Source organism: Neisseria sp. WLZKY-1, from assembly GCF_046546535.1.
In the GTDB taxonomy this organism is placed as follows: Bacteria; Pseudomonadota; Gammaproteobacteria; order Burkholderiales; family Neisseriaceae; genus Neisseria.
On the sequence record NZ_JBKGTW010000033.1, the window covers coordinates 1 to 24446 of the forward strand.

General features: G+C 56.3%; 26 protein-coding genes, 2 tRNA genes and 1 pseudogene. 7 read left to right on the forward strand and 22 right to left on the reverse strand.

Annotated elements, in window-relative coordinates:
* Positions 1–212 precede the first annotated feature (212 nt).
* The 15 genes from ACLD9W_RS08750 to lgt form a co-directional block, all read right to left on the reverse strand.
* Positions 213–289: transfer RNA gene (locus ACLD9W_RS08750), tRNA-Pro, on the reverse strand.
* A gap of 28 nt (positions 290–317) precedes the next feature.
* A complete protein-coding gene (locus ACLD9W_RS08755; protein ID WP_410841668.1) occupies positions 318–653 on the reverse strand; it encodes a hypothetical protein in 336 nt (111 codons plus the stop codon).
* On the reverse strand, positions 631–939 hold the full coding sequence (locus ACLD9W_RS08760; RefSeq protein WP_009427159.1) for an integration host factor subunit alpha: 309 nt from the start codon (positions 937–939) through the stop codon (positions 631–633). Before ACLD9W_RS08760 ends, ACLD9W_RS08755 begins: the two co-directional genes overlap by 23 nt.
* Positions 940–1012: 73 nt before the next feature.
* A complete protein-coding gene (gene pheT, locus ACLD9W_RS08765) occupies positions 1013–3376 on the reverse strand; it encodes a phenylalanine--tRNA ligase subunit beta (RefSeq protein ID WP_410841669.1) in 2364 nt (787 codons plus the stop codon).
* A gap of 134 nt (positions 3377–3510) precedes the next feature.
* Positions 3511–3816, reverse strand: a complete 306-nt coding sequence (locus ACLD9W_RS08770; RefSeq protein ID WP_410841670.1) for a hypothetical protein — start codon at positions 3814–3816, stop codon at positions 3511–3513.
* Positions 3817–3894: 78 nt separating this feature from the next.
* Positions 3895–4302 (reverse strand): VOC family protein, encoded by a 408-nt coding sequence (locus tag ACLD9W_RS08775; protein ID WP_410841671.1) that lies wholly within the window; start codon positions 4300–4302, stop codon positions 3895–3897.
* An 84-nt stretch (positions 4303–4386) separates the two neighbouring features.
* A complete protein-coding gene (locus ACLD9W_RS08780) occupies positions 4387–4656 on the reverse strand; it encodes a hypothetical protein (RefSeq protein ID WP_410841672.1) in 270 nt (89 codons plus the stop codon).
* 18 nt (positions 4657–4674) lie between these two features.
* Positions 4675–5718, reverse strand: a complete 1044-nt coding sequence (locus tag ACLD9W_RS08785) for a PDDEXK nuclease domain-containing protein (protein ID WP_410841673.1) — start codon at positions 5716–5718, stop codon at positions 4675–4677.
* A 53-nt stretch (positions 5719–5771) separates the two neighbouring features.
* Positions 5772–6761 carry a phenylalanine--tRNA ligase subunit alpha gene (pheS, locus tag ACLD9W_RS08790; protein WP_410841674.1) on the reverse strand — a complete coding sequence of 330 codons (990 nt, stop codon included), beginning with the start codon at positions 6759–6761 and terminating at the stop codon, positions 5772–5774.
* Positions 6762–6993: 232 nt separating this feature from the next.
* Entirely contained in the window at positions 6994–7353 is a 360-nt protein-coding gene (rplT, locus tag ACLD9W_RS08795; protein ID WP_395428680.1) for a 50S ribosomal protein L20, read from the reverse strand.
* Between the two features lie 13 nt (positions 7354–7366).
* A complete protein-coding gene (rpmI, locus tag ACLD9W_RS08800; RefSeq protein WP_002232040.1) occupies positions 7367–7564 on the reverse strand; it encodes a 50S ribosomal protein L35 in 198 nt (65 codons plus the stop codon).
* A 143-nt stretch (positions 7565–7707) separates the two neighbouring features.
* On the reverse strand, positions 7708–8232 hold the full coding sequence (infC, locus tag ACLD9W_RS08805; RefSeq protein WP_083479456.1) for a translation initiation factor IF-3: 525 nt from the start codon (positions 8230–8232) through the stop codon (positions 7708–7710).
* Between the two features lie 22 nt (positions 8233–8254).
* The gene (thrS, locus tag ACLD9W_RS08810; RefSeq protein WP_410841675.1) at positions 8255–10159 is read right to left on the reverse strand and encodes a threonine--tRNA ligase; all 1905 of its coding nucleotides are present in this window, start codon (positions 10157–10159) and stop codon (positions 8255–8257) included.
* A 55-nt stretch (positions 10160–10214) separates the two neighbouring features.
* Positions 10215–10291 (reverse strand) — tRNA-Val (locus ACLD9W_RS08815).
* A gap of 155 nt (positions 10292–10446) precedes the next feature.
* A complete protein-coding gene (lgt, locus tag ACLD9W_RS08820; protein ID WP_410841676.1) occupies positions 10447–11304 on the reverse strand; it encodes a prolipoprotein diacylglyceryl transferase in 858 nt (285 codons plus the stop codon).
* A 107-nt stretch (positions 11305–11411) separates the two neighbouring features.
* Here lgt and hemE point away from each other — a divergent pair, with 107 nt between their 5' ends.
* On the forward strand, positions 11412–12473 hold the full coding sequence (hemE, locus tag ACLD9W_RS08825; RefSeq protein ID WP_410841677.1) for a uroporphyrinogen decarboxylase: 1062 nt from the start codon (positions 11412–11414) through the stop codon (positions 12471–12473).
* Between the two features lie 6 nt (positions 12474–12479).
* On the opposite strand, the gene ACLD9W_RS08830 is transcribed toward hemE, so the two are convergent.
* Positions 12480–12749: a hypothetical protein gene (locus ACLD9W_RS08830; RefSeq protein ID WP_410841678.1), complete on the reverse strand. Its 270-nt coding sequence runs from the start codon at positions 12747–12749 to the stop codon at positions 12480–12482.
* On the opposite strand from ACLD9W_RS08830, the gene ACLD9W_RS08835 reads away from it, so the two are divergent.
* The 4 genes from ACLD9W_RS08835 to ACLD9W_RS08850 all read left to right on the forward strand — a co-directional run bounded on the left by ACLD9W_RS08835 (position 12717) and on the right by ACLD9W_RS08850 (position 15995).
* Positions 12717–13724 (forward strand): hypothetical protein, encoded by a 1008-nt coding sequence (locus tag ACLD9W_RS08835; protein ID WP_410841679.1) that lies wholly within the window; start codon positions 12717–12719, stop codon positions 13722–13724. The genes ACLD9W_RS08830 and ACLD9W_RS08835 overlap by 33 nt on opposite strands.
* Before the next feature lie 80 nt (positions 13725–13804).
* The gene (gene ung / locus ACLD9W_RS08840) at positions 13805–14464 is read left to right on the forward strand and encodes a uracil-DNA glycosylase (protein ID WP_410841680.1); all 660 of its coding nucleotides are present in this window, start codon (positions 13805–13807) and stop codon (positions 14462–14464) included.
* Between the two features lie 167 nt (positions 14465–14631).
* On the forward strand, positions 14632–15132 hold the full coding sequence (ybeY, locus tag ACLD9W_RS08845; RefSeq protein WP_410841681.1) for an rRNA maturation RNase YbeY: 501 nt from the start codon (positions 14632–14634) through the stop codon (positions 15130–15132).
* 11 nt (positions 15133–15143) lie between these two features.
* Positions 15144–15995, forward strand: coding sequence for an HlyC/CorC family transporter (locus ACLD9W_RS08850; RefSeq protein ID WP_410841682.1), 852 nt, complete (start codon positions 15144–15146; stop codon positions 15993–15995).
* An 88-nt stretch (positions 15996–16083) separates the two neighbouring features.
* Here the strand turns inward: ACLD9W_RS08850 and ACLD9W_RS08855 are convergent, their stop codons facing one another.
* The 3 genes from ACLD9W_RS08855 to ACLD9W_RS08865 form a co-directional block, all read right to left on the reverse strand.
* Entirely contained in the window at positions 16084–17313 is a 1230-nt protein-coding gene (locus ACLD9W_RS08855) for an MFS transporter (RefSeq protein ID WP_410841683.1), read from the reverse strand.
* 83 nt (positions 17314–17396) lie between these two features.
* Positions 17397–17813 carry an extensin gene (locus ACLD9W_RS08860; protein WP_410841684.1) on the reverse strand — a complete coding sequence of 139 codons (417 nt, stop codon included), beginning with the start codon at positions 17811–17813 and terminating at the stop codon, positions 17397–17399.
* 297 nt (positions 17814–18110) lie between these two features.
* Positions 18111–20165, reverse strand: coding sequence for a TonB-dependent receptor (locus ACLD9W_RS08865; RefSeq protein WP_410841685.1), 2055 nt, complete (start codon positions 20163–20165; stop codon positions 18111–18113).
* A gap of 189 nt (positions 20166–20354) precedes the next feature.
* Between ACLD9W_RS08865 and ACLD9W_RS08870 the strand changes: the two genes are divergently transcribed.
* Positions 20355–20936, forward strand: a complete 582-nt coding sequence (locus tag ACLD9W_RS08870; RefSeq protein ID WP_410841686.1) for a TetR/AcrR family transcriptional regulator — start codon at positions 20355–20357, stop codon at positions 20934–20936.
* 281 nt (positions 20937–21217) lie between these two features.
* Here ACLD9W_RS08870 and ACLD9W_RS08875 read toward each other — a convergent pair whose 3' ends face one another.
* Positions 21218–22009, reverse strand: coding sequence for a 3'-5' exonuclease (locus ACLD9W_RS08875; RefSeq protein ID WP_410841687.1), 792 nt, complete (start codon positions 22007–22009; stop codon positions 21218–21220).
* A 138-nt stretch (positions 22010–22147) separates the two neighbouring features.
* Here ACLD9W_RS08875 and ACLD9W_RS08880 point away from each other — a divergent pair, with 138 nt between their 5' ends.
* Positions 22148–22954 carry a DsbC family protein gene (locus ACLD9W_RS08880; RefSeq protein ID WP_410841688.1) on the forward strand — a complete coding sequence of 269 codons (807 nt, stop codon included), beginning with the start codon at positions 22148–22150 and terminating at the stop codon, positions 22952–22954.
* A 174-nt stretch (positions 22955–23128) separates the two neighbouring features.
* Here the strand turns inward: ACLD9W_RS08880 and ACLD9W_RS08885 are convergent.
* Together ACLD9W_RS08885 and ACLD9W_RS08890 are read right to left on the reverse strand one after the other, a co-directional pair.
* Positions 23129–24004 (reverse strand): annotated as a pseudogene (locus tag ACLD9W_RS08885) (alkene reductase); the annotation flags it as partial.
* Positions 24005–24102: 98 nt separating this feature from the next.
* The gene (locus tag ACLD9W_RS08890; RefSeq protein ID WP_410841689.1) at positions 24103–24315 is read right to left on the reverse strand and encodes a hypothetical protein; all 213 of its coding nucleotides are present in this window, start codon (positions 24313–24315) and stop codon (positions 24103–24105) included.
* Positions 24316–24446 lie beyond the last annotated feature (131 nt).

Consider the following 24446-nt stretch of genomic DNA (forward strand, 5'->3'; position numbering starts at 1 on the left):
TCTTTGGCGGTTTTACCCGGGTCGGCTTTTTTACCCGGACAAAGCGGTTCGATGGCTGCCCACTGGGCATCGGATAGGGTATATCTGGTCATATCTGTATGATGCTGTGAAAAGTTGAATGTCAACAGACCCTATATAAAGGGGGAAGCACGAAATATCACAAGATACAGAGACAAAAAAACAGCCGTTTGGAACGGCTGTTTTTTAATTTCTGGTCGGAGTGAAAGGATTCGAACCTTCGACCCCTTGCACCCCATGCAAGTGCGCTACCAGACTGCGCCACACTCCGACTTGGGAAGCTGCGCATTATATAGAACTTAACCGTTTCCGGCAAGTGCTTTTTCGATTTTATCCGACAAAGCAGCCAAACCCGTTTTGATTTCTTCCGCCGTAGCGGCAGGGCGGCCGTCCGCATCCAAACCGTTATGGTTGAACGCATCGACAAAGGGCGCGAAAGTGTCCCGCAGTTTTCTAGTTTTCACTACATCCGCACGGGTGTAGTGATCCGCACCGTAGCCCACCACAATGCCATGTTCCTGCTGCCATTGCGCGAACTGCTTCGGACTGATCTGCGCCAACTCGCACAACTCAGCCAAGCTGAAATAACGTTTCGCAGGAATCGGGGGTAAATCAACGTTGGCGCTGCTTGTCATAATAATGCTCCACCATGCCTTTCAATTTTTGGCTGGCATGAAAAGTCACCACGCGACGGGCACTGATGGGTACTTCCTCTCCGGTTTTCGGATTGCGGCCGGGACGCTGCGGCTTGTCGCGCAGCTGGAAGTTGCCAAAACCCGAAATCTTGATTTCCTCACCGCGCTCCAAAGTGCTGCGGATCTCTTCAAAAAAGAGTTCGACGATTTCTTTGGCGTCGTTTTTGCTTACATTGCTTACTTTATCGACCAAAATATCGGCCAATTCGGCTTTAGTCAGTGTCATTTGCTTACCTTTTTATTGTAACGGACGCGGATTTTACCAATTTCCGCGCAGATTTCAAAACATATTCAATAGATTAAGCACGCAATTGCGCGCCCACGGCTGCCGCCGCGTCCACCAGCTTGGCCATCACGGGTTCGACGGCTTCGTCGGTGAGCGTGTTTTCCATGTCCTGCAACACTACTTTCACTGCCATGCTCTTCATCCCTTCGGGCAGGCCGGTGCCGCGATAGACGTCAAACAGCGCGATTTCCTGCACCAGCGGGCTGGAAACGGTTTTCAGGCTGCTTTCGAGTTCGGCGTAGGATACGTTCTCGGGCAGTACAAAGGCTAAATCGCGGCGCACGGCTTGGAATTTGGATACCGGCTGATAGCGGGTTTTGTCGCGCTGCAACACGGCTGCCATATCGATTTCAAATACCAGCGGCGCTTGCGGCAGGTCGTATTTTTGCAGCCATTTGGGGTGCAGTTCGCCGACAAAACCAATCACGCGGCCGTCTGAAACGATTTCGGCGGCGCGGCCGGGATGCAGCGCGGGATGGGCAGTTTTGGCAAACTCGATTTTGCTGTTTTTCAACAGATTTTCGACATCGGCTTTGATGTCGTAAAAATCGGCGTTGCGCGTTTTTTCGCCCCATTGCTCGGGCATGGCGGCGCCGTACCACAGGCCGCCGATGCGTTCGTTTTGCGCGAAACTGCCGTCGGCGTTTTTGGCAAACACGCGGGCGATTTCAAAAATGCGCACGCGGTTTTGCTTGCGGTTTAAGTTGTTTTGCAGGATTTCGACCAGGCCGCCCACCAGCGTCGAGCGCATCACGGCGTATTGCGCCGCCAGCGGGTTTTGCAGGCGGATTGGGTTGGCGTTGGCGGCAAAATCGGTTTCCCACGCTTCATCGACAAAGGCGTAGCTGACCACTTCGCGGTAGCCGCGCGCGGCCATTTCGTTGTACACGGCAAAGCGCGGGCGGCGGGTTTCGGGCAGCGGCAGCATTTTCAGGCTGCCTGAAGTGGCGTCGTCGGGGATGTTTTCGTAGCCGTACACACGGCCGATTTCTTCGATTAAATCGGCTTCAATTTCGATGTCGAAACGGAAGCTCGGCGAAGCCGTCTGAAAGCCGTCGGCGGTTTTTTCAGGCTGCAAACCGAGCGTGCGCAAAATGGTTTCGACCTGTTCGGCGGCAATGTCCACGCCCAACACTTTGCCCACGCGTGCAAGGCGCACGGACACGCATTTTTCAGACGGCAATGCGCCCAGCGCTTCGACCATCTCGCCCGCCCGGCCGCCGCAGACTTGCAAAACCAATTCGGTGGCACGCTCGATGGCATCGGCCTGCAAACGGTAGTCCACGCCGCGCTCGAAGCGGAACGAAGAATCCGAGCCAAAGCCGTATTGGCGCGATTTGCCCGCAATCACGGCCGGCGCGAACCACGCCGCTTCCAAGACGATGTTGCGCGTGTCGTCTGAAACCGCGCTGGCCGTGCCGCCCATCAGGCCGGCAAGGCTCAACGCGCCTTTTTCGTCGGCCACCACTAGCGTGTTGTCGGCCAGCGTAACGGTTTTTTCGTTCAAACATTCCAGCACTTCGCCGTTTTCGGCGCGGCGTACGATGATGCTGCCTGAAATTTTGTCGGCATCAAACACGTGCATCGGCTGGCCGATTTCCAGCATCACATAATTGCCGATGTCCACCAGCGCCGAAATGCTGCGGATACCGCTGCGTTCGAGACGCTGGCGCATCCACGCGGGCGTGGCGGCCTGCGCGTTCACGTTTTCAATCACGCGGCTGACAAAACGGCCGCAGTCGGCCAGCGCATCAATACGCACCGGCTGGGTTTTGCCGCTAGTAATGGATGCCGTCTGAATTTCGGTCGGCGCAAATTCACAGCCGGTCAGCGCCGCCACTTCGCGGGCAATGCCCTTGATGCTCAGGCAGTCGGCACGGTTCGGCGTAATTTTCAGCGTGAACACCGTATCGTCCAAATCCAGATATTCGCGGATGTTTGCACCGACGGGAGCATCTTGCGGCAGAATGTGCAGGCCGTTCACGCCGTCGTCAGGCAGACCGAGTTCATCGGTAGAACACAACATCCCGTTCGACACCACGCCGCGCATCTTGGTCGGCTTGATTTTGAAATTACCCGGCAACACCGCACCCGGCAACGAACACGGCACTTTGATGCCCGCTTTCACATTCGGCGCACCGCACACAATCTGAACCAACTCGCCCGTACCCGCATCAACTTGGGTTACGTTCAAACGGTCGGCATCTGGATGTTTTTCAACGGATTTCACTTCGGCAATCACCACGCCCGTAAACGCAGGCGCGGCAGTCTCAGCTTCTTCCACTTCCAAGCCGGACATGGTTAACAGATGTTCCAGCTTATCGGCGGAAAGTTCGGTATCGGCTTGGGTTTTCAGCCATGAGTAGGAGAATTGCATGTTATGTTCTCAATCAACTAATTAACTTTTTATCAGATTTTGTTTCCAGACGACCTGTTTACTTGCGAGTGCAGACTGCTTTTTAACTTCGTTTGGGCTGTTGTTTTCAGGTAGCCTTTTCAAACCTTAAGCAATCAAATCAATAAGATTGTTACGAACCACGCCAGCAAGGTATAGCCTAAGGTAACACTCACTGTAAACGCCACACGCTCCCAGCTTTTAAACCACGACATCAACCAACTACCGATCGCGGTGGCAAAACAGGATACGGCAAATGCGGTAAATCCGTAATTCGACCACCTTATTGCACCTTCCACATCGTCGCCGGTCAGAGTTTTCAAATCAGCCAACGCCAAAGAGCGATTTTCGCAATAGATGAACAGCAACCACAGTACAACAGCAAACACATAGCAAACGGATGGAGCGACATAGCGTTTCATGACTCGGCTTTCGGGTAAACAAATTTGATTTTTACTTCGCTGACGCTGCCGTTTTCAAGTAACCTTTATCGTGCTATTTCAGCGTAATTTCTGCAAAAACGGATTAAAGGCAATTTCCCATAAAAAGCCATCGGGGTCGGCGATATAGCCGCTGTATCCACCCCAAAATACTTTCTGCGGGGCTTTGACGATATTCACATTTTTTGAGGCGAGCTCAGAAAACAATGCATCCACTTCAGCTTCGCTGCCGACATTATGCGCCAACGTAAAACATGAAAAACCGCTACCCTGCACTAATACCTGCGCGTCTTGCGCTAAGGCCTCCTTACCAAACAGAGCAAACCGCAGCGCGCTTCCTGTTTCAAAAAACGCAATGTTTTCATTACTGTCCACCGTTTCCTGCCAACCGAATATGTCTTGGTAAAAACGGCGGGAAATAGCAAGGTCGCCTACGCCGAGCGTGATGTAGTTAATATGCTGTTCCATAACGTTTTCTATATTGGTTTAGTAAGCCCAGTATTGCTAGGCTACTTGATAATCCGCGTGGATATAACTAACCAGTTTGAGCAACTAGGCCGTAAAACTACCGATTGGATTTTTACTGCCTTCAAGCTGTTGAAACTGTCCGTTTGCTTTTTTTGCATTTTCATAGATACCTGCTCCAATCGTCGCCCCGGGCGTTTTGCCCAATGAAGCCAGTCCGATTTGTTCATTGTAAGACTTCAACTGTGTATAAAGCTTTTTCTCAACAATGTATTCCCAAATTTCCATTGGAGTGGCTGGGCGGCTCAATTCCTTCGCAGCCAATATAGAAAGTTCTAAATAGCTTAATTTTTTCATTTTTTTCTTTCAGGCTGCTTACTCTTGCGCTGCCAACCGTCTCATCGCTTCTTCCCGCTGTATCGCCAAGGCTGCCTGCAATTCTTCTTCGCTTGGCAAATAAGGCAGATATTTCACTGCAAAAAGTTGCTTTTGATCGGCCAATACCGAATAGCGGGCGATGGCTTCGCTTTTTTCGCTGCATAACATTAAGCCAACGGTGGGGTTATCGTCGGCGGCTTTGTATTTTTCGTTATACAAGCGCACATAGGTATCCATTTGACCGACATCTTGATGCTTGAGTTTGCCTAGTTTTAAATCAATTAAAACAAAACATTTGAGTTTGTAGTTGTAAAACACCAAGTCGATATAAAAGTCTTCATCGTCAAAACGGATGCGCTGCTGCCTCTCGACAAAGGCGAAACCTTTGCCCATTTCCAGCAGGAAATCTTGCAAATTATTGATAATCGCCTGTTCTAAATCGCTTTCCTGATAGGTTTTATCTTGCAGATTCAGAAAATCCAAAATATACGGATCGCGCAGATAGTGATGGATGCTGTCGGCCAAATTTTCGGTATGTTCGGCGGCTTCTTGCATGACCAATTCTTTGTTTTGACTGGCAAGCAGGCGTTCGTAATACAGTTTGCCGATTTGCCGCTCCAAGGCGCGCACGCTCCAGTTTTGCTCGATGCTTTCGCGCAAATACCATTGACGGGCTGCGGGGTTTTCAATACGCAATAAGGTGCGGTAATGCGTCCAGCTCAATTCGCGACGCACTGCGTCGCGAATTGGAAACGCCAAGTAAAAACTGCGCATATTCCGCAAGTTGCTTACATCAAATCCCTTGCCAAATCGCTCGGTAAGCTGAGTCGAAATCCGCTGCAACTGCGCCTTGCCATACGCCGCGCGCTTTTCGCCTTGTTGCTCGTCTTCCACAATCAGCCGGCCGATTTCCCAATAGCTGTACACCATTGCGCTGTTTACGCTTTGGCGGACGTGCTGGCGCGCCTGTTCGATAATCGTGGCGATGCTATCGATTAGGTTTTCAGGCTGCCTTTGCGGCGCGTGGGTTGGCGTGTTCATACATTAACCATGTTTTGTTTTCAGGCAGCCTGAAAACTTTTCAGACGGCCTTTTCAAGACAACTGCTTCAAAAACGCCAAATCATTGTCGAAAAACAGCCGCAGATCGTTCACGCCGTAGCGCAGCATGGCAAAGCGGTCGAGACCGATACCAAAGGCGAAACCGGTGTATTTTTCGGGGTCGATATTCACGTTTTTCAACACGTTGGGATGCACCATGCCGCAACCGCCAACTTCCAGCCATTTGCCGTTTTCGCCCATAATGTCGATTTCGGCGGAAGGCTCGGTAAACGGGAAGAAAGACGGGCGGAAACGTACTTGTAAATCATCGCGTTCGAAAAAGCGGCGGATAAAATCGGTAAACACGGCTTTCAAATCTGCGAAGGTTACGCCCTCTTCCACCCACAAGCCTTCGGCTTGGTGGAACATGGGCGAGTGTGTGGCATCGCTGTCCACGCGGTACACGCGGCCGGGGGCGATGATGCGGATGGGCGGCTCTTTTTTGTCGAGCATGTAGCGGATTTGGATGGGCGAGGTGTGGGTGCGCAAAACGTCGCCGTTTTCAACATAAAAGGTATCCTGCATGGCGCGGGCGGGGTGGTCTTGCGGGATGTTGAGGGCTTGGAAGTTGTGGAAATCGTCTTCGATTTCGGGGCCGTCGGCAACGTCGAAACCGAGGCCGTGGAAGAGTTCGACCACGCGTTGCAGGGTCAGGGTAACGGGATGCAGGCCGCCTTGCTCTTGGGCGCGGCCGGGCAGGGTAATGTCGAGTGCTTCGGCGGCGAGGCGCTGTTGCAGCCTGGCTTCGTTCAGCGCGTCGCGTTTGGCGTTGTAGGCAGCCTGAAAACGGTTTTTGCACTCGTTGATATGCGCACCGACGGTTTTGCGCTCTTCGGGCGACATTTGACCAAGCTGTTTGAGCAAGGCATTCAGTTCGCCGGTTTTACCGAGATACTGGGCTTTGACAAGTTCGAGGGTTTGCTGGTCGGCAGCGGCTTCGATGGCGGCGATGCCTTCAGCAACGATACGGTTTGCATTTTCCATGGTTGTTTGCCTGTATTTGGCGGCCGCTACGCTAAAATCAGCAAAGGCCGTCTGAATGTTCAGACGGCCTTATCATTCGCTGCGGCCGCTCCGCTGGATATTGAATGGGCGTTATTTTAGCGCAAACTGACATTTTTTGCACAAGAAAAACAGATGTTTCGGAAAAGAATCAAATACATAAACAAAAAAGGAAACCGAAGTTTCCTTTTTTGTTTTATACGGTCAAAAGCAATTAAGCAGCCAAAGCGGCTTTTGCTTTTTCTACCAATTGGGCAAAGGCAGCTTTGTCAAATACAGCCAAATCAGCCAATACTTTACGGTCGATTTCGATAGCGGCACGTTTGAGGCCGTTCATGAATTTGCTGTAAGACAAACCGCTTTCACGCGCACCGGCGTTGATACGGACGATCCACAATTGGCGGAATTGACGTTTGCGCTGACGGCGGTCGCGGTAGGCATATTGGCCTGCTTTCATGACTGCCTGTTTGGCAATGCGGTAGACGTTTTTACGACGGCCGCGATAGCCTTTGGCCAATGCTAATACTTTTTTATGACGGGCACGTGCGGTTACACCGCGTTTTACGCGTGGCATAGTTCAAACTCCTTTAAGCGTAGGGCAACATTTTGGCAACGGAAGCCAAATCGCGGTCGTTTACCATAGAGGTGCCGCGCAGCTGGCGTTTGTTTTTGGTGGTTTTTTTGGTCAGGATATGGCGTTTGAACGCATGAGCGCGTTTTACGCCGCCGTTACCGAGCACTTTAAAGCGTTTTTTCGCGCTGGACTTGGTTTTCATTTTAGGCATGGGAAAACTCCATTCGTTTTTAGATAAGGCATAAGGGGGTTTGAATCTCTTTTCAAACACTTGACACCCGAATGCCACGGTTTTTGCCGCTGAAAATCAAACTTGCCTTGCGCGGCGGACAAGGCAAGCGGCGGATTATAGTTTTATTTTTTCTTGGGCGCAATCATCATAACCATTTGGCGGCCTTCCATTTTCGGGAAGGATTCTATTTGCGCCACTTCGGCCAATTCTTCTTTAACGCGCTCCAAAAGCTGCGCGCCAAGCTGCTGGTGCGCCATTTCGCGTCCGCGGAAACGCAGGGTTACCTTAACTTTGTCGCCGTCAGCCAAAAAGCGGTTGATGTTGCGCATTTTGATTTGGTAATCGCCTTCGTCCGTACCTGGGCGGAATTTGATTTCCTTAATCTGCACCTGCTTTTGGTTTTTCTTGGCCTCGTCACGTTTTTTGGCCTGCTGGTATTTATACTTGCCAAAATCCATGAGCTTGCACACGGGCGGTTTGGCAGTCGGGGAAATTTCCACCAAATCGACATCCTGCTCTTCAGCCATAGCCAAAGCTTCACGGACGGACACAACACCAAGCTGTTCGCCTGTACCACTGATCAATCGCACTTCTTTAGCGGTAATTTCGCCGTTGATTCGTGCTTCGCGTTCTTGAGCGATGGTAATACTCCTTTTAACAATTAATAATTTACTGAATCTCGGCCATTTCCGCTTTCAAACGGGAGATAAAGTCGTCGAGATTCAATGAACCCAAATCTTCTGCCTTGCGGCGTACAGCCACTTGGCCGTTTTCCTTTTCTTTATCGCCAACCACAATCTGATACGGGAAGCGGTATTGGCTGTTGTCACGGATTTTGTAGCCGATTTTTTCGTTACGCAAATCCAATTCAACACGGAAACCTTCTGCACGCAGTTTTTCAACCACTTCACGGCAGTAATCCGCCTGATTTTCGGTGATATTCATCACCACCATCTGAACCGGTGCCAGCCACAATGGGAACGAACCGGCGTGGTTTTCAATCAGAATACCGATGAAGCGCTCCAAAGAACCCAAAATTGCGCGGTGCAGCATCACCGGACGAGCGCGGTCGTTGTTTTCAGTTACATACTCGGCATTCAAACGCTCAGGCAAAACAAAATCAAGCTGCAAAGTGCCGCACTGCCAAGAACGGCCGATGGCATCTTTAACATGGTATTCGATTTTCGGGCCGTAAAACGCACCCTCACCCGGCAATTCCTCCCACTCCACGCCGCAAGCAGTCAGCGCATCGCGCAAACCCTGCTCGGCCTTATCCCAAATTTCATCGGAACCGGCGCGCTGCTCGGGACGCAGAGAGAGTTTTACGGCCACATCGTTAAAGCCGAACTGGCGGTAAATCCGCACCAAAAGCTCGTTAAAACGGCGGGCTTCATCAACAATCTGCTCTTCAGTACAGAAAATATGTGCATCATCCTGTACAAAGCCGCGCACACGCATCAGACCGTGCAACGCGCCGGAAGGTTCGTTGCGGTGGCAAGAACCGAATTCAGCCAAGCGCATCGGCAGGTCGCGATAGGAGCGCAGGCTGTTGTTGAAAATCTGGACATGCCCCGGACAGTTCATCGGCTTGACGGCATATTCGCGCTTTTCAGACTGGGTAACAAACATATTGTCTTTGTAGTTTTCCCAATGGCCAGATTTTTCCCAGAAGGTTTTATCCATAATCTGCGGCGTTTTGACCTCGCGGTAGCCCGCCACATCCAACTCTTTGCGCATATGCTGCTCGATGGCCTGCCACAATGCCCAGCCGCGCGGATGCCAAAACACCATACCGGGCGCTTCGTCTTGCAGATGGAACAGGTCAAGCTGTTTGCCCAGGCGGCGGTGGTCGCGTTTTTCCGCTTCTTCAATGCGTTGGATGTAGGCTTTTAATTCGTCTTTGCTTGCCCATGCCGTACCGTAAATACGTTGCAGCATCTCGTTGTTGCTATCGCCGCGCCAGTACGCGCCAGCCAGCTTGGTCAGCTTGAAGTTTTTCAGGAAACGGGTATTGGGAACGTGCGGCCCGCGGCACATATCGACGTATTCTTGGTGATGGTACAAACCCATTTCCTGTACATCAGGCATATCGTCAATCAGGCGCAATTTGTAATCTTCGCCGCGCTCCTGGAAGATTTTGACGGTTTCGGCACGCGGGGTCATGATTTTGACCACATCGTAATCCTGATTAATCAACTCTTTCATCCGCGCTTCGATGGCGGCCATATCTTCGGGCGTAAACGGTTTTTCCGTGGCGATGTCGTAATAAAAGCCGTCTTCGATTACCGGCCCGATAACCATTTTGGCATCGGGATAAAGCTGCTTGACGGCGTGTCCGACCAAGTGGGCACAGGAATGGCGGATGATTTCGACGCCTTCTTTGTCTTTGGGCGTAATGATTTGGACGGAAGCGTCTTCATAAATAGGATCAGACGCATCGACCAAGCGGCCGTTTACCTTGCCTGCCACCGTCGCTTTCGCCAGACCCGAGCCGATAGACGCGGCAATCTGTGCCACGGTAACGGGGGCTTCATACTGGCGGACGGAACCGTCAGGCAGGGTGATATTCAGCATCAAAAACTCCAGATTTATTTATAAAAATAACGGCATAAATGCCGTTTGGAAAATTTGGTAGGCACGATTGGACTCGAACCAACGACCCCCACCATGTCAAGGTGGTGCTCTAACCAACTGAGCTACGTGCCTGTATTTAAGAAAGCGCGGATTATATTGCCGTGCTGCGCGTTTGGCAAGCGGACGGATGTTTTCAGACGGCCTCTTGTCGGGAAACGTCTGTTTTGCGCCGCATTTATTGTTTTCAGACGGCCTCTTTGTTTCCATACAGAGGCCGTCTGAAACCTTTAAGCCGCCTGTTTTCCCCGTTTGCCGAACCAAACGAAACCGGCCGCGCCCAACACCAGCATCGGCAGGCTGAGCCACTGCCCCATCGACAGCCCCAACGTCAGCAGGCCGAGGTAGTCGTCGGGCTGGCGGGCGTATTCGGCGATAAAGCGGAACAGGCCGTAACCGGCAAGAAACAGCATGGCCGTCTGCCCCGTCGGACGCGGCTTATTGGAAAACAGCCACACAATGACAAACAGCAGCACGCCTTCCAGCGCAAACTGGTAAAGCTGCGACGGATGGCGCGGCAGCGCACCGTATTGCGCCAGCCACTGCGCCCACTGCGCGTTACCCGCCGCCAGACGCGCGTCGACATCGGCCGCCTGCGGAAAACCCATCGCCCAAAAGGCGGCGGGATCGGTAATCCGCCCCCACAGCTCACCGTTGATGAAATTGCCGATGCGACCCGAAGCCAGGCCGAGCGGCACCAGCGGCGCGATAAAGTCGAGCACCTGCAGCCACTTCAAACCGTGCTTGCGGGCGAACAGCCAGCTTGCTGCCACCACGCCGAGAAAGCCGCCGTGAAAAGACATGCCGCCGTTCCACACCTTAATAATGTCGGCCGGGTGCGACAGATAATATTCCGGCTGGTAAAACAGCACGAAGCCGAGCCGCCCGCCGAGTATCACGCCGAGCACGCCCCAAGTGAGAAAGTCGTCGAGCATTTCTTCGGTAAACGGCGTGCCGCCCTTTTTGATGCGGCGGCGGCCGAGCCACATAAAAAGGACAAAGCCGACAATATAGCTGAGCGCGTACCAGCGGATGGCAAGCGGCCCCAATTGGAGGGCGACGGGGTCGAACTGCGGATGGATAATCATGGGGACACCTGAAAAAAGCAAAGGCGGCATTATACGCAAAACCCGCTTTTCAGACGGCCTTTCGGCTATAATCGCCCGCTTTTCAACCGTTTCCCCGCGATTTTGCCATGCCTCCCCTGAAAAACGACACCTTCCTCCGCGCCCTGCTCAAACAGCCCGTCGAATACACGCCGATTTGGATGATGCGTCAGGCCGGACGCTACCTGCCCGAATACAAAGCCACCCGCGCGCGCGCCGGCAGCTTTTTGGATTTGTGCAAAAACACCGAGCTGGCCACCGAAGTGACCATCCAGCCGCTGGACCGCTTTGATTTGGACGCGGCGATTTTGTTTTCCGACATCCTTACCGTACCCGACGCGATGGGCTTGGGGCTGTATTTTGCCGAGGGCGAAGGGCCCAAATTCGAGCGGCCGCTGCAACACGAGGCCGACATCGCCAAGCTAAAAGTACCCGACATGGCGCGTTTGCGATATGTGTTTGACGCGGTAACGTCCATCCGTCGCGCCTTAAACGGCCGCGTGCCGCTAATCGGTTTTTCCGGCAGCCCGTTCACGCTGGCCTGCTACATGGTCGAGGGCGGCAGCAGTAAGGAATTCCGCACTATCAAAACCATGATGTACTCGCGCCCCGATTTGCTGCACAAAATTTTGGAGATCAACGCCCAAACCGTTACCGCTTACCTCAACGCGCAAATCGACGCTGGCGCACAGGCGGTGCAGATTTTCGACACTTGGGGCGGCGTGTTGAGCGACGCGGCGTTTCAGGAATTCAGTTTGCGCTATATGAAACAAATCGTCTCCGGCCTCAAACGAGAAAACGAAGGCCGCCGCGTGCCTGTTATCCTGTTTGCCAAAGGCGGCGGGCTGTGGCTCGAGGCGATGGCCGAAAGCGGCGCGGACGCGCTGGGTTTGGATTGGACGTGCAACATCGGCCAAGCCCGCGCGCGCGTCGGCGGCAAAGTCGCCCTGCAGGGCAATTTCGACCCCTTCGCACTGTTTGGCACGCCCGAAGCCGTCCGCGCCGAAGCGGGGCGGATTCTGGCCGGCTACGGCAGCGGCAGCGGCCATGTGTTTAATCTGGGACACGGCATCAGCCAGTTTGCCGACCCCGAACACGCCAAAGTTTTGGTGGACGCTGTGCACGAACTTTCGCGCCAATACCACGCCTGAACAACATCAATCACGAATAAGGCCGTCTGAAAAACCGTTTTTCAGACGGCCTTCAAACAGATTTCCAACACCTGCCGCCAAACACCCTTTCGGCCGCATCCCGCAAAAAATCCGCCCGAAAACACCGTTACAATATAACTGAATGTTGTTATAATATGTAACAAACAAAGAAAGGTCGTCTGAAAAGCGTTTCGCCGCCACCGCAGCGGCCTCATTCCCATAATCGTTAACAAAGGAAACATCATGGGCGAGAACGAAGCCGTCGCCATCAAACAACCCCCGCGCCTGTTTGCCGAAACACAGGAAATCATCGCCGAACTGGAAGGCCGTCTGAACGCCCCGCTTCTGTGCTATTGGAACAGCAACGGCGGCAGCATCTGCCGCAACGACGTGCTCGCGCTCTACCGCATCCTCGAACACGTCGACCAGCACGACACCGTCTACCTCTTCATCAAAAGCGACGGCGGCTCGGGCAAAGAAGCCCTGCGCATGATCAACCTCATCCGCAGCCACTGCCGCAGCCTCGTCAGCCTGATTCCCCTGCAATGTGCCTCCGCCGCCACCATGATGGCCATCGGCGCCGACGAAATCCAAATGGGGCCGATGGCCTACCTCAGCTCGGTGGACACCTCCCTCACACACGACCTCTCGCCCATCGACCGCGACAACGACCGCGTCTCCGTCAGCCTCGACGAACTCAACCGCGTCGTCAAACTCTGGCAGAAAAACACCAAAGACACCGGTTCCAACCCCTACAAATCCCTGTTCGACTACGTCCACCCCCTCGTCATCGGCGCGGTAGACAGAGCCGAGTCGCTGTCGATCAAACTGTGCGAAGAGCTGCTCTCCTACCACATCGGCGACCCCGTGCGCGTGCACAGCATCGCCGAAATGCTCAACTCCGGCTACCCCACCCACAGCTACCCCATCCTCACCAAAGAAGCCCGCCGCATCGGCCTCAACGCCCGCGAGCTCGACAAAGCCACCAACGACCTGCTGCTCATCCTCAACGCCCAATACAGCGAAATGGGACAGCGCGCCGTCACCGACTTCGACGACACCCGCTCGCACTCCAACGAAATCCTCAACATCCTAGAAGCGCGCAACATCCAAGTCTTCTACCAGAACGACAAAGAATGGTTCTACCGAACCGAAGAGCGCCGCTGGCTCACCCTCAACGACAACTCCAACTGGCACGTCACCGAACGCCTCAACGGCGAAATCTGCCATTCCATCCTGCACCTGTCGTAAAGGGTGCAAAAGGCCGTCTGAAACCCGTTCAGACGGCCTTCCCTGTATAATCCGCCTCCCGCCCACCAGCCCGTTTTGCCATGAACACCTGGACAGAAGCCCTCGCCGGCGAAAAACAAAAACCCTACTTCCAAGCCATCCTCGACACCGTCCGCGCCGAACGCGCCGCCGGACAAACCGTCTACCCGCCCGCCGCCGACGTCTTCAACGCCTTCAAAGCCACCGAATTTGGCGGCGTCAAAGCCGTCATCCTCGGCCAAGACCCCTACCACGGCGCAGGCCAGGCGCACGGCCTCGCCTTCTCCGTGCGCGAAAACATCCCCGTGCCGCCCTCATTGCAAAACATCTACAAAGAACTCGCCGACGACATCCCCGGCTTTACCGTCCCCGCCCACGGCTGCCTGCAACACTGGGCCGATCAGGGCGTGCTCCTGCTCAACACCATCCTCACCGTCCGCGCCGGACAAGCCCACTCCCACGCCGCCCTCGGCTGGGAAACCTTCACCGACGCCGTCATCCGCCGCCTTGCCGAGGAACGCCAACACCTCGTCTTCATCCTCTGGGGCAGCCACGCGCAAAAAAAAGGCGCCTTCATCGACCGCAACCGCCACCTCGTCCTCACCGCCCCCCACCCCTCCCCCCTCTCCGCCTACCGAGGCTTCTTCGGCAGCCGCCCCTTCTCGCAAACCAACGCCTATCTTGCAGCCCACGGCCAAAGCCCCATCGACTGGCAGGTATGAGCCGCGAATACAAAAAGGCCGTCTGAAAACGCAAAACCCGTTTTTCAGAAACGTCATTCCCGCGTTTATGCCCCGAAGGGGTACTGGCGGGAACGGCCTCCGAAGGACAAAATGCCCCGCGCCGCCGTTTTCCAGTATCATCCCGTCTTTTTCACGCCAAGCCGCCCATGAAACGCGCCAAACGCCACCCCTTCAAAAAAATCCTGCGCCAACGCCTCGCCCTCCACTTCGACAACCAATCCACAGCAGCCGAAGTGCCGTCTGAAAACCAATTCCGCCGCTGGGCATGGCAGGCCGTCAAACAACAATACCGCCGCGCCGAAATCTCCGTCGTCCTCCTCGACGAAGAAGAAGCCCGCGCCTGCAACCGCGACTACCGCGGCAAAGACTACGCCACCAACGTATTAAGCTTCGCCCTCGACGAAGGCGAAACCCTCCCCGCCCTTTCAGACGGCCTGCACGGCGACCTCGTCATCTGCCCGCAAGTCGTCCTTAAAGAAGCAGCCGAACAAGGCAAAACCCCCGAACAGCACTACGCCCACCTCACCGTCCACGGCGTCCTCCACCTCATGGGCTACGACCACATCGAAGAAACCGAAGCCGAAGAAATGGAAGCCCTTGAAACCGAATTGCTGCATCAGTTAGCATACCCCGACCCATACAAATAGGAACAAACACAATGGACGACAGCCCGTCGAAACCCAACCTGCTCGAACGCATCATCCACCGCCTCAGCGGCAACGCCCCCGACACCGCCGAAGGCGTGCTCACCCTCCTGCAACAGGCGCACGAACAACAAGCCTTCGACGCCGACACCATGCAGCGTCTGGAAAAAGTCCTCGACTTTTCCGACCTCGAAGTACGCGACGCCATGATCACCCGCTCGCAAATGAGCGTCGTCAAAGCCGGCGACAGCCTCGAACGCATCATCCCCTACATCATCGAAACCGCCCACTCCCGCTTCCCCGTCATCGACGGCGACAAAGACACCATCCTCGGTATCCTCCACGCCAAAGACCTGCTGCGCTACATCGGCAGCCCCGAAACCTTCGACCTCGAAAGCATCCTGCGCCCCGCCTGCTTCGTCCCCGAAGGCAAAAGCCTCAACGCCCTACTGAAAATCTTCCGCGAACAACGCCTGCACATGGCCATCGTCGTCGACGAATACGGTGGCACCTCCGGCCTCGTCACCTTTGAAGACGTCATCGAACAAATCATCGGCAATATCGAAGACGAATTCGACGAAGACGACTCCGCCGACAACATCTTCCCCGTCTCATCCGAGCGCTGGCGCATCAACGCCCAAACCGAAATCGACGACATCAACACCTACTTCGGCACCGATTATTCCGGCGAAGAAGCCGACAGCATAGGCGGCCTCGTCATCCGCGAACTCGGCCGCCTGCCCGTGCGCGGCGACAAAATCGCCCTGCCCCCCCTGCTCTTCACCGTCGCCCGCGCCGACCCCCGCCGCCTGCACACCCTGATGGCGGTGAAAATCAAAACGGCAACAAAAAAAGAACCAAACTGACAAACGGCCTTGGCATCACCCGCCAAGGCCGTTCGGATTTGCAAGGCCGTCTGAAAAGGCCGTCTGAAAAACCTGCTTCGCAGGTTTTTCAGACGGCCTTGTTTTTGCCCATGCGGTACATCATGCCGCCTGCGGGCAGGGCGAGCAGTACGGCGGCAAGGAAGACGCTGCCGTAGCCCCAATGCTGCGCCAGGCGCAGGGCGGCGAAACCGGCGGCGTAGCTGCCGGTGAGGATGACGGAAAATTGCAGGCTGCTGTCGAGGGCGGCGGTTTGGCGGCTGGATTTTTCCATCATCAGCGCAAGCAATACGGGCATCAACAAGGTGTAGCCGAGACTGAGGGCAACCATCAGCGCGGGGCTGACCCACGCGGGGGCGCCGGTGTATCCGACCGCGGCGTTGGCCAGCAGCAGCGGCAGTTGCAGCGCAAAAAGCGGCAGCATCAGGCTTTGAGGAGCACGGCTGCGGGCGAGGCGGCCTGCCAGCGGGGTAACAATCAGGCAGGCAACGGGGATGGCGACAGCGAGGATGTTGCCGGTTTGCACGGGCGTGTAGCCCGCGTCGGCGAGCTTGGGTACGAACACGGCGGCGCAAAAGGCGTAGGGCAGGGTGGCGAAAAACAACAGGGCAAACCAGCGCCACCCCGTGTGCGGCTGCCGCCAGAAGGCAAACAGCCGCGCGGCAAGCTGCGCCGCGCCGCCGCCTGCCGCGCGACTTGCAGGCTCGCGGTAGGGCAAAATCAAGGCAAGCAGCAGCAGGGTAAAGGCCAGCATAAAGGCGCAGGCCGTCTGAAAGCCGTATTGCTGGTAAAGCCACAACACCAGCGCGCCGCCGATCATTTTGCCGCCGCGTGCCGCCATGGTTTGCACCACGCCGCCGAAGCCGAGTTCGCGCTTGGGCAGGACGATGCAGCTTAGGCCGAGCATGGCGCAGCCGTAGAGCGTGCCCGATACGCTTAAAACCAAACACAAAGCCAGCAGCAGCGGAAAATGCGGGCTCACGTCGGCAAACGCCATCACGGCGAATGCGGCGGCCAGCGCCAGCGTCGCGCCCGTCAGCCACGGACGGAAGCGCCCGCGCGGGCTTGTCGGGCAGCCGTCCATCAGTGCGGCAAACAGCACTTTAAACGCTTCGATGCCGCCGATAAGCTGCACCCAGCTCAACTGTTTCAGGCTGTAGCCGCCGTGTTTGAGCACGGTCATCAGGGCGACGAGGTAAAAGCCGACGAGGGTGAATTTGTAGGTGCTGCCGAGCGCGAGCAGCAGCCAGTCGCTGCGGCGCGGGGCGGGTGTTTCGCGGATTTCAGACGGCCTAGTCATGGCGGCTCCTTTTGTGGCGGGTTTGTCGGCCGGAAAGCGGGCGGTGTACGGGAAAGGCCGTCTGAACGCGCGGATTCGGGTTTTCAGACGGCCTGCACATGCCGTTGCAATGCCGCTTCGGCAGCGGCCAGCGCGGCGGCTTCGCTTGCTTCGACGATGTAGTTGACGCCTAGCGACGGGGCAAGTTTGGCCGATTGTTGGCGCATCAGTTCAAGCTGCGGCTGATCTGGCTCAACCAGCAGCATGGCGGCGCAGCGTTCGGCAAGCTGCGGCTGATGCGCCTTAATCCACGCCAGATAGGTTTTGCGGTCGGCGGTGCGCTGTTCGTCGCTTTTTTGCAGGCGCATGGGGGCGCAGACGGTGGCAAACGGGCTGTGCGCGTGGGCGGCCAACAGGGTTTCAAATTCGGCAAGCCAGTCGGCGAAATCCTGTACGGGGGTCAGGTCGGTGAAATAAACCGTGCCTTCGGGCAGGGTTTTGATTGGGGTGAAAAAGGGCATGGCGGAGTTTCCTTTGCAGTTGGGGTTTCAGACGGCCTTTTGCGGTTTGTACGGCGTTTGTGCGGGCGGGCAAGCAGTTTTGCAAACTGCCACCCCCACCCCGACCCTCCCCCGCGCTTTGGCCGCAGGGGAGGGAGTGAGGCTGCTTTTGCAGGGTGTGCGGTACGCACGCGGCTGGCTTGGGTTGTGAGATTGGCAAACCGCGTGCGTGGCAAAGCCGCACACCCTACAGCGGGGTTCAGACGGCCTTTGCGGTTTGAGGCCGTCTGAAAGGCTGCCGCGTTGTTTCAGACGGCCTCAAAACCGCCATTCGACGCTGGCGCCGACGCTGCGCGGGCGTTGGTAGAGTGCGTCTTGGCGGTCGGCGGTGGAGATGAATAAGGGGCGGCGGCTGTTGAAGACGTTGTCGGCATACAGCGACACACGGCCTTGTTTGAAGTTGTAGGCGGCATACAGATTGGTGTGGCTGTAGCTGCCGATTTTGCCGGTTTCGGCGTTGTCGGCGGCGGAGTAGTAGCCGCCGGAAAAGCGTATGTCGCCGCCGGCTTCAAAGCCGCTCGGGTGCAGGTATTTTGCGCCGAGATTGGCGGTGTATTTCGGTGCGCGGCCGAAGCGGTTGCCTTCGATGCCGCTATTGGGGTAGCGGCTGATTTTGCTGTGCAACAGGCCGACGGCGGCGGTAAGTTTGAGATGTTCGGCAGCCTGCCAGTCGGCGCCCAGCTCCGCGCCGTAGGTGTGGGCGGCTTCGGCGTTGCGGATAACGACGGAGTTGGTGCCGAGATAAAACGGCAGCTGCATGTCTTTATAGCGGCTGTGGAACAGGTTGCCGCTCAGCTGCAGGCGTTTGTCGGGGCTTTTCCAGCGGGTGTACCACTCGAAGTTGTTCACATACTCGGGTTCGTAGGCGTAGGTAACGACGGGGCGGCCGAAGGTGATGCCTGCGCCGCCGGGGTTGTAGCCACGCACGGCTTTGAGGCCGGTAATCCATTGCGCTGTCGGTTTGTAGGCGATGTCGATTTTGGGCAGGAACACGGTTTGGCCTTTGTCGAGATCAAGATGCAGCGCGCCGCTGCCGCCTTGGCGCTTGTGCGATTCTTTTTCGATGCGTCCGGCGAGGGTGATGTCCCATTGCGGATTCGGGCTGAGGGTGGCTTCGGCAAACAGGGCGGAAACGCGGTTGCTGTCGTCAAACGTGTTGCGGCCGCCGACGGCGCGGATGTCCACCCATTCGTCCTGGCTGCTGCGGAAGTAGTGCAGCCCGGCCAGACCTTTCAGACGGCCTGAGTCGGTGTGCCAGTGCAGCGTAGGCTCTATTTGGAATTCGCGCCCTTTCAGTTCGGCTGGCACGCCCTGCGGGCTGACGCTCATCGGCAGATGCAGGCGCTCGTTTTGGTAGCGGCTGTACACCAGCTTGTTTTCCAGCCGCAGATTGGGCGCGGCCTGCCACGAGATGTCCCAAATGCCCGAGGTCGATTCGGTAACAAATACGGGTTTTTCTTTGAGAAAACGGCGGCTGGCAGTATTGCCGAGGATTTCGTTTTGCGGCGCACGCGAGCGGATGCGGTTGACGGTGAGGCGGCTGAACAGGTCGGGATGCTCGGCGGGGGCGTAGAGCAGTTTGAAGCGGATATTGGTGTTTTCCACGCGGCGCGGGTTGCCGGTGGGCTCGTAGGAAATAAAAGGCTCGTAACTTTCGCGCTGCTGGCGCTCGGCACTGAGGCGGAAAGACAGATTGTCTTTGACCAGCGGCCCGGAAATCACGGCGGCGGCGTTGCGGGTTTTCTGGTTGCCCAAGCCCAAACGCAGCGCGCCCTCCCATTCCGGCGTCGGGTCTTTCGAGCGCATCACCACCGCGCCCGCAATGGCGTGCTGGCCGCGCACATCGCTTTGCGCCCCGCGCAGGATTTCCACCTGCTGCATGTCCCACAGCGACTGCGTGCCGAAGGCGTATTCGTTGTAGGTGGCGGAGCGCCCGTCGATGGAGAGGTTCAGGCGCGGCCGCGTGCCGGCGAAAAAGGCCACCGCGCCCACCGCCGGCCCCGAGCCGTCCACGCCGCGCACTGTGGGCAGGTCGTTGCCGCTGCCCAAATCCACGGTGTTCACCGTCTGCTTGAGCAGGTCGGTGGCGGAAAGATTGTGGCCGCTGCGGTCGATGTCAGGCGTGGTGAAGACTTTGTGGCTGGTGCCGGTGGCAAAGCCGCTGCGTTTACTGCGCTCGCCGGTAACGACGACTTCTTCCAAGGCCGTGCTTTCTTCGGCTTTTTCGGGCGTTTGGTCGGTGTCGGCATAGGCGGGGCAGGCAAAAGCCAGCGCCAAAAGCAGCGGCAGGCGGCGGGGTTGGGACAGGCACATATTGTTCTCCTTGTTTTCAGACGGCCTTTTCAGGCAGTTTAATTTACAGATTTACATTAAAATAACGATATTTGTAAATTTTAGTCAGCCAAAAAGAAGAATGCAAGCCTTTATCAGGAATAGTTTTGAGGCATCAGGCCGTCTGAACATAAAATCCGCCGTAAAAATTTGCAGAGAAAGCCAAAAAACATGAACACAAACAAACGGCAAATCCTCGCCGACACCGCCCGACAACTGTTTCACCAACACGGCTTTGCCGCCGTATCCGTTGACAGAATCTGCCGTGAAGCCGCCGTCAGCCGCCCGACGTTTTACAAATATTTCAACGGCAAAAGCGCCATCGTGCAGGCGGTGGTTGTCGAACAGAAAAACCGCGTGCGCGCCGAATTGGAAGCCATATTGGCGCAATGCGGCACATTGGAAAGCATTGCCGATACCTTTTGGCGGCTGCAGCGCGAATCGTTTGCCGAGCTGTATTCCGCCGCCTTTTTGCGCGACATGACCGACAACACCGATTTGGCGCTGGAGCGTTTTTTCAGCGAATTAAACGAAGAAAAGCACGTCTTTTTGCACGGCTTCTTCCACACCCTGCAACAGCGCGGTCTGATACGTCCGGACATTCCCGCCGAACTGGTCGGCCTGTTCGTCCGCCACGCCGACATATTGGCCGAACAGGCGCAAACGCTGCCGCGCTATAGCGCCGAGCCGCAACGCCTGCCGCAGGACATTCTCGGCCTGCTGCTGCACGGACTGGCGGGTGAGGCCGTCTGAAAATGGCCGTCTGAAAATGGCCGTCTGAAAATGGCCGTCTGAAAATGGCCGTCTGAAAACCGCTTTTGCGGTTTTCAGACGGCCTTTCGTATATCCGCCCCTATTGTCAATACGCCCTAGGGTCTGTTGACATTCAGCTTGTGAGACGGTTTTTTGAGTAAAAAATGCCCGAATGCAAGGAAAAAAGCGCAGCAAGGTTGGACACCTTGCGAGCATTTTTGACGCGGCAGGCGGGTATTTTTTGCCAAAAACACCGCCGCAAGGCTGATTGTCAACAGACCCTAGCCCCAGGCCGCAAGAAATTCGCGCCAGTGCGGCTGTTCCGCCAGGCCAGACAGGTAGTTTTTCAGGCGGCGGATTTCCTGTTCGTATTCGTCGGCGTCGAGCGCGCCGCTCATCAGGCGGAAGCGCAGGTACATCAGGTAGGTGTTGGCGGCGTCGGTTTCGCAGTAGTCGCGGATGTCTTTCAGACGGCCTGCGTGATAAGCCTCCCACACTTTGCCGCCGTCCATGCCGAGTTTGCCGGGGAAGCCGCAGAGTTTGGCCATGTCGTCGAGCGGCACGGCGGCGCGGGGCTGATAGAGCGAGAGCAAATCCATCAGGTCGCAATGGCGGCTGTGGTAGCGGCTGATGTAGTTGTTCCATTTGAAGTCGCGGCTGTCGCCGAAGTCGCCCTCGCCCGTGTCCCAGTAGCGGGCGGCGGTGATGCCGTGGATAAGGGCGCGGTAGTGCAGCACGGGCAGGTCGAAGCCGCCGCCGTTCCAGCTCACCAGCTGCGGGGTGTGGCTTTCCACCAGCTCGAAAAAGCGGGCGATAACGGTTTCTTCGTCGTCGCCGATGTCGCCTATCGTGCCGACGTGGATTTTGTCCTGCCCCCAGCGCATGCAGCAGGAGATGGTGACGACTTGCTGCAGGTGCAGGGGCATGAAATCGCTGCCGTTTTTGGCGCGGCGTTGCTGTTGTGCGAATTCCACCACTTCGGCGTCGGAGAGTTCGGCGGGCAGGCCGTAAAGGGTGCGGATGCCGCGCACGTCGGGCACGGTTTCGATGTCGAAGGCGAGGATGGGGGTCATGTTGCGCTTTTCTGTCGGACATAAAACGAGCGGATTGTGCGGCAAGCTGCGGTTTTTGTCATGCAAAATACTCAGCAGCAGCGGCGGTTTTTCGGCATAATGGCGGCCGTTTGCAACTTTTTAAAACGAAATACCGCCATGAAGAAAAAATTCCTGCCCGCCCTCACCGCCGCCGTCCTGCTGCTGGCCGCCTGCGGGCAAAACCAGACGCAGGTCAGCAAGCCGGCCGCCAAAGCCGCTTCGCAGCCGGTCTCTGCCGCAACAGGCGGCAAAGTCGATGCCGCCGTCGAAAAAGCCATCCGCACCAGTCTGGAAAAAGCCTATGCCGAGCAGCAGCTCAAAGTACAAAACGTTTATGCCACGCCGATGGCGGGCGTTTACGAAGCCGTACTGAGCGGCAAAACCGTGGTTTATACCGATGCCAAGGGCGAATATATGATCGTCGGCGACCTGATCGATATCAAAAACCGCAAAAGCCTGACCGACGAGCGCAATGCCGAGCTGAGTGCGGTGGACTACGGCAGCCTGCCTTTCGATATGGCGGTTAAGGAAGTGCGCGGCAACGGCAAGCTGCAAGTGGCGGTGTTCTCCGACCCCGACTGCCCGTTCTGCAAAAAACTGGAACACGAGTTTGCCAAAATGACCGACATCACGATTTACAGCTTTATGATGCCTTTGGCGAGCCTGCATCCCGACGCGGCGCGCAAAGCCGAACAAATCTGGTGCCAGAGCGACCGCACCACAGCTTGGATCAAATGGATGCGCGAAGGCAAAATGCCGCCACAGGTTGCCGTGTGCGACAACCCCGTCGCCGAAACCACCTCGCTGGGCGAACAGCTCGGCTTCCACGGCACGCCCGCCCTCATCATGCCCAACGGCAAAACCATGGCCGGCTACGCACCCATGCCGCAGTTGGAAAAATTCATCAAAGACAACCAGAAATAAGGCCGCAACACAGAGGCCGTCTGAAACCGCCCGGGTTTCAGACGGCCTTTTTCAGACCGCCTACAAAACCGCCCGTACAGGCGGGACAAGCGGATGAGGCCGTCTGAAAGAGGCCGTCTGAAAAAACCTGCTTCGCAGGTTTTTTCAGACGGCCTTTAAGCATTTGATCCTTCGTCAATCCAACATCGGATAATCAATATACCCCGCCACGCCGCCGCCGAACATGGTCGCGCGGTCGGGCGTGTTCAAATCTGCGCCCAGTTCAAAGCGGCACGGCAAATCGGGGTTGGCAAGGAACGCTGCGCCGTAGGCAATCAAGTCCGCCGCGCCGTTTTCCAGCGCCGCTTCGCCCGTTTCGGCGCTAAAGCCCGTGCCCGCAATCACGGTTTTGCCCTGCACCATGCGCCCGAACAGATCGATTTCGTTGTCCTGCGGATAGTGCGGCAGCAGCGGGAACATCAGCGCGCGCTGCATGATTTCTACAAAGGCAAAATCCAGTTTGTTTAACTCGTTGATTAGATATTGATAAGTGGCAACGGGGTCATCAAAGGCGATGCCGGCGTAGGGGTGCAGCGGGCTGATTTTGATGCCGACGCGCCCGCCGCCCACCGCGTCGATAATCGCGCGCATGGCATCCAGCGTGAAGCGGGCTTTGTTTTCCACGCTGCCGCCGTATTCGTCTTGGCGCAGGTTGGCGGAGTCGGATAAAAACTGCTGCGGCAAATAGCCGTTGGCGGCGTGCAGCTCTACGCCGTCGAAGCCTGCGGCGATGGCGTTTTTGGCGGCTTGGGCGTAGTCGGCGATGATTTGGCGGATTTCGTCGGCGGAAAGTTCGCGCGGGGTTTCAAAATCTTTCGCGCCTTGCGAGGTGAAATGCTGCATGCCGTCGATTTTCACCGCGCTGGGGGCGGCGGGCAGGATGCCGTTTCTATCCACCGAATGCGCCACGCGCCCCGTGTGCCAGAGCTGGGCGAAAATCAGCCCGCCTTGTTCGTGCACGGCCGCGGTAACTTTTTTCCACGCATCAATCTGCGCGGCGGTAAACAAACCGGGCGTGAGCGGGCTGCTTAGGGGCTTTTTGCATTGGGTTTACGGCAGTATTTTTGGTAAAAATTCACGGCTGCCGCGTCAAAATGCTCGCAAGGTGTTCAACCTTGCTGCGCTTTTTTCCTTGCATCCGCGAATTTTTTCTCAAAAAACTGCTTCACAAACCCAATGCAAACAGCCCCTAACGCGTCGGCGGAAATGTTGACGGCTTCGGACAAAATCAAACCTGCGCTGGCGCGTTGGGCGTAATACTCGGCGGTCATCGCGCCGACGATGCCGTCTGAATCGGCGCGGCTGCGTGTCATCGCCGCCATTACCATGCGGTTTTTAAGTTTCAGGCTGCCTAGGGTCTGTTGACATTCAAGCCAGCCTTAAAACCGTAGCAGCCAGATAAATGTTGGCAGCAAAAGATTCATCCGTCTTTTCACAACGCATCGCAATCTTT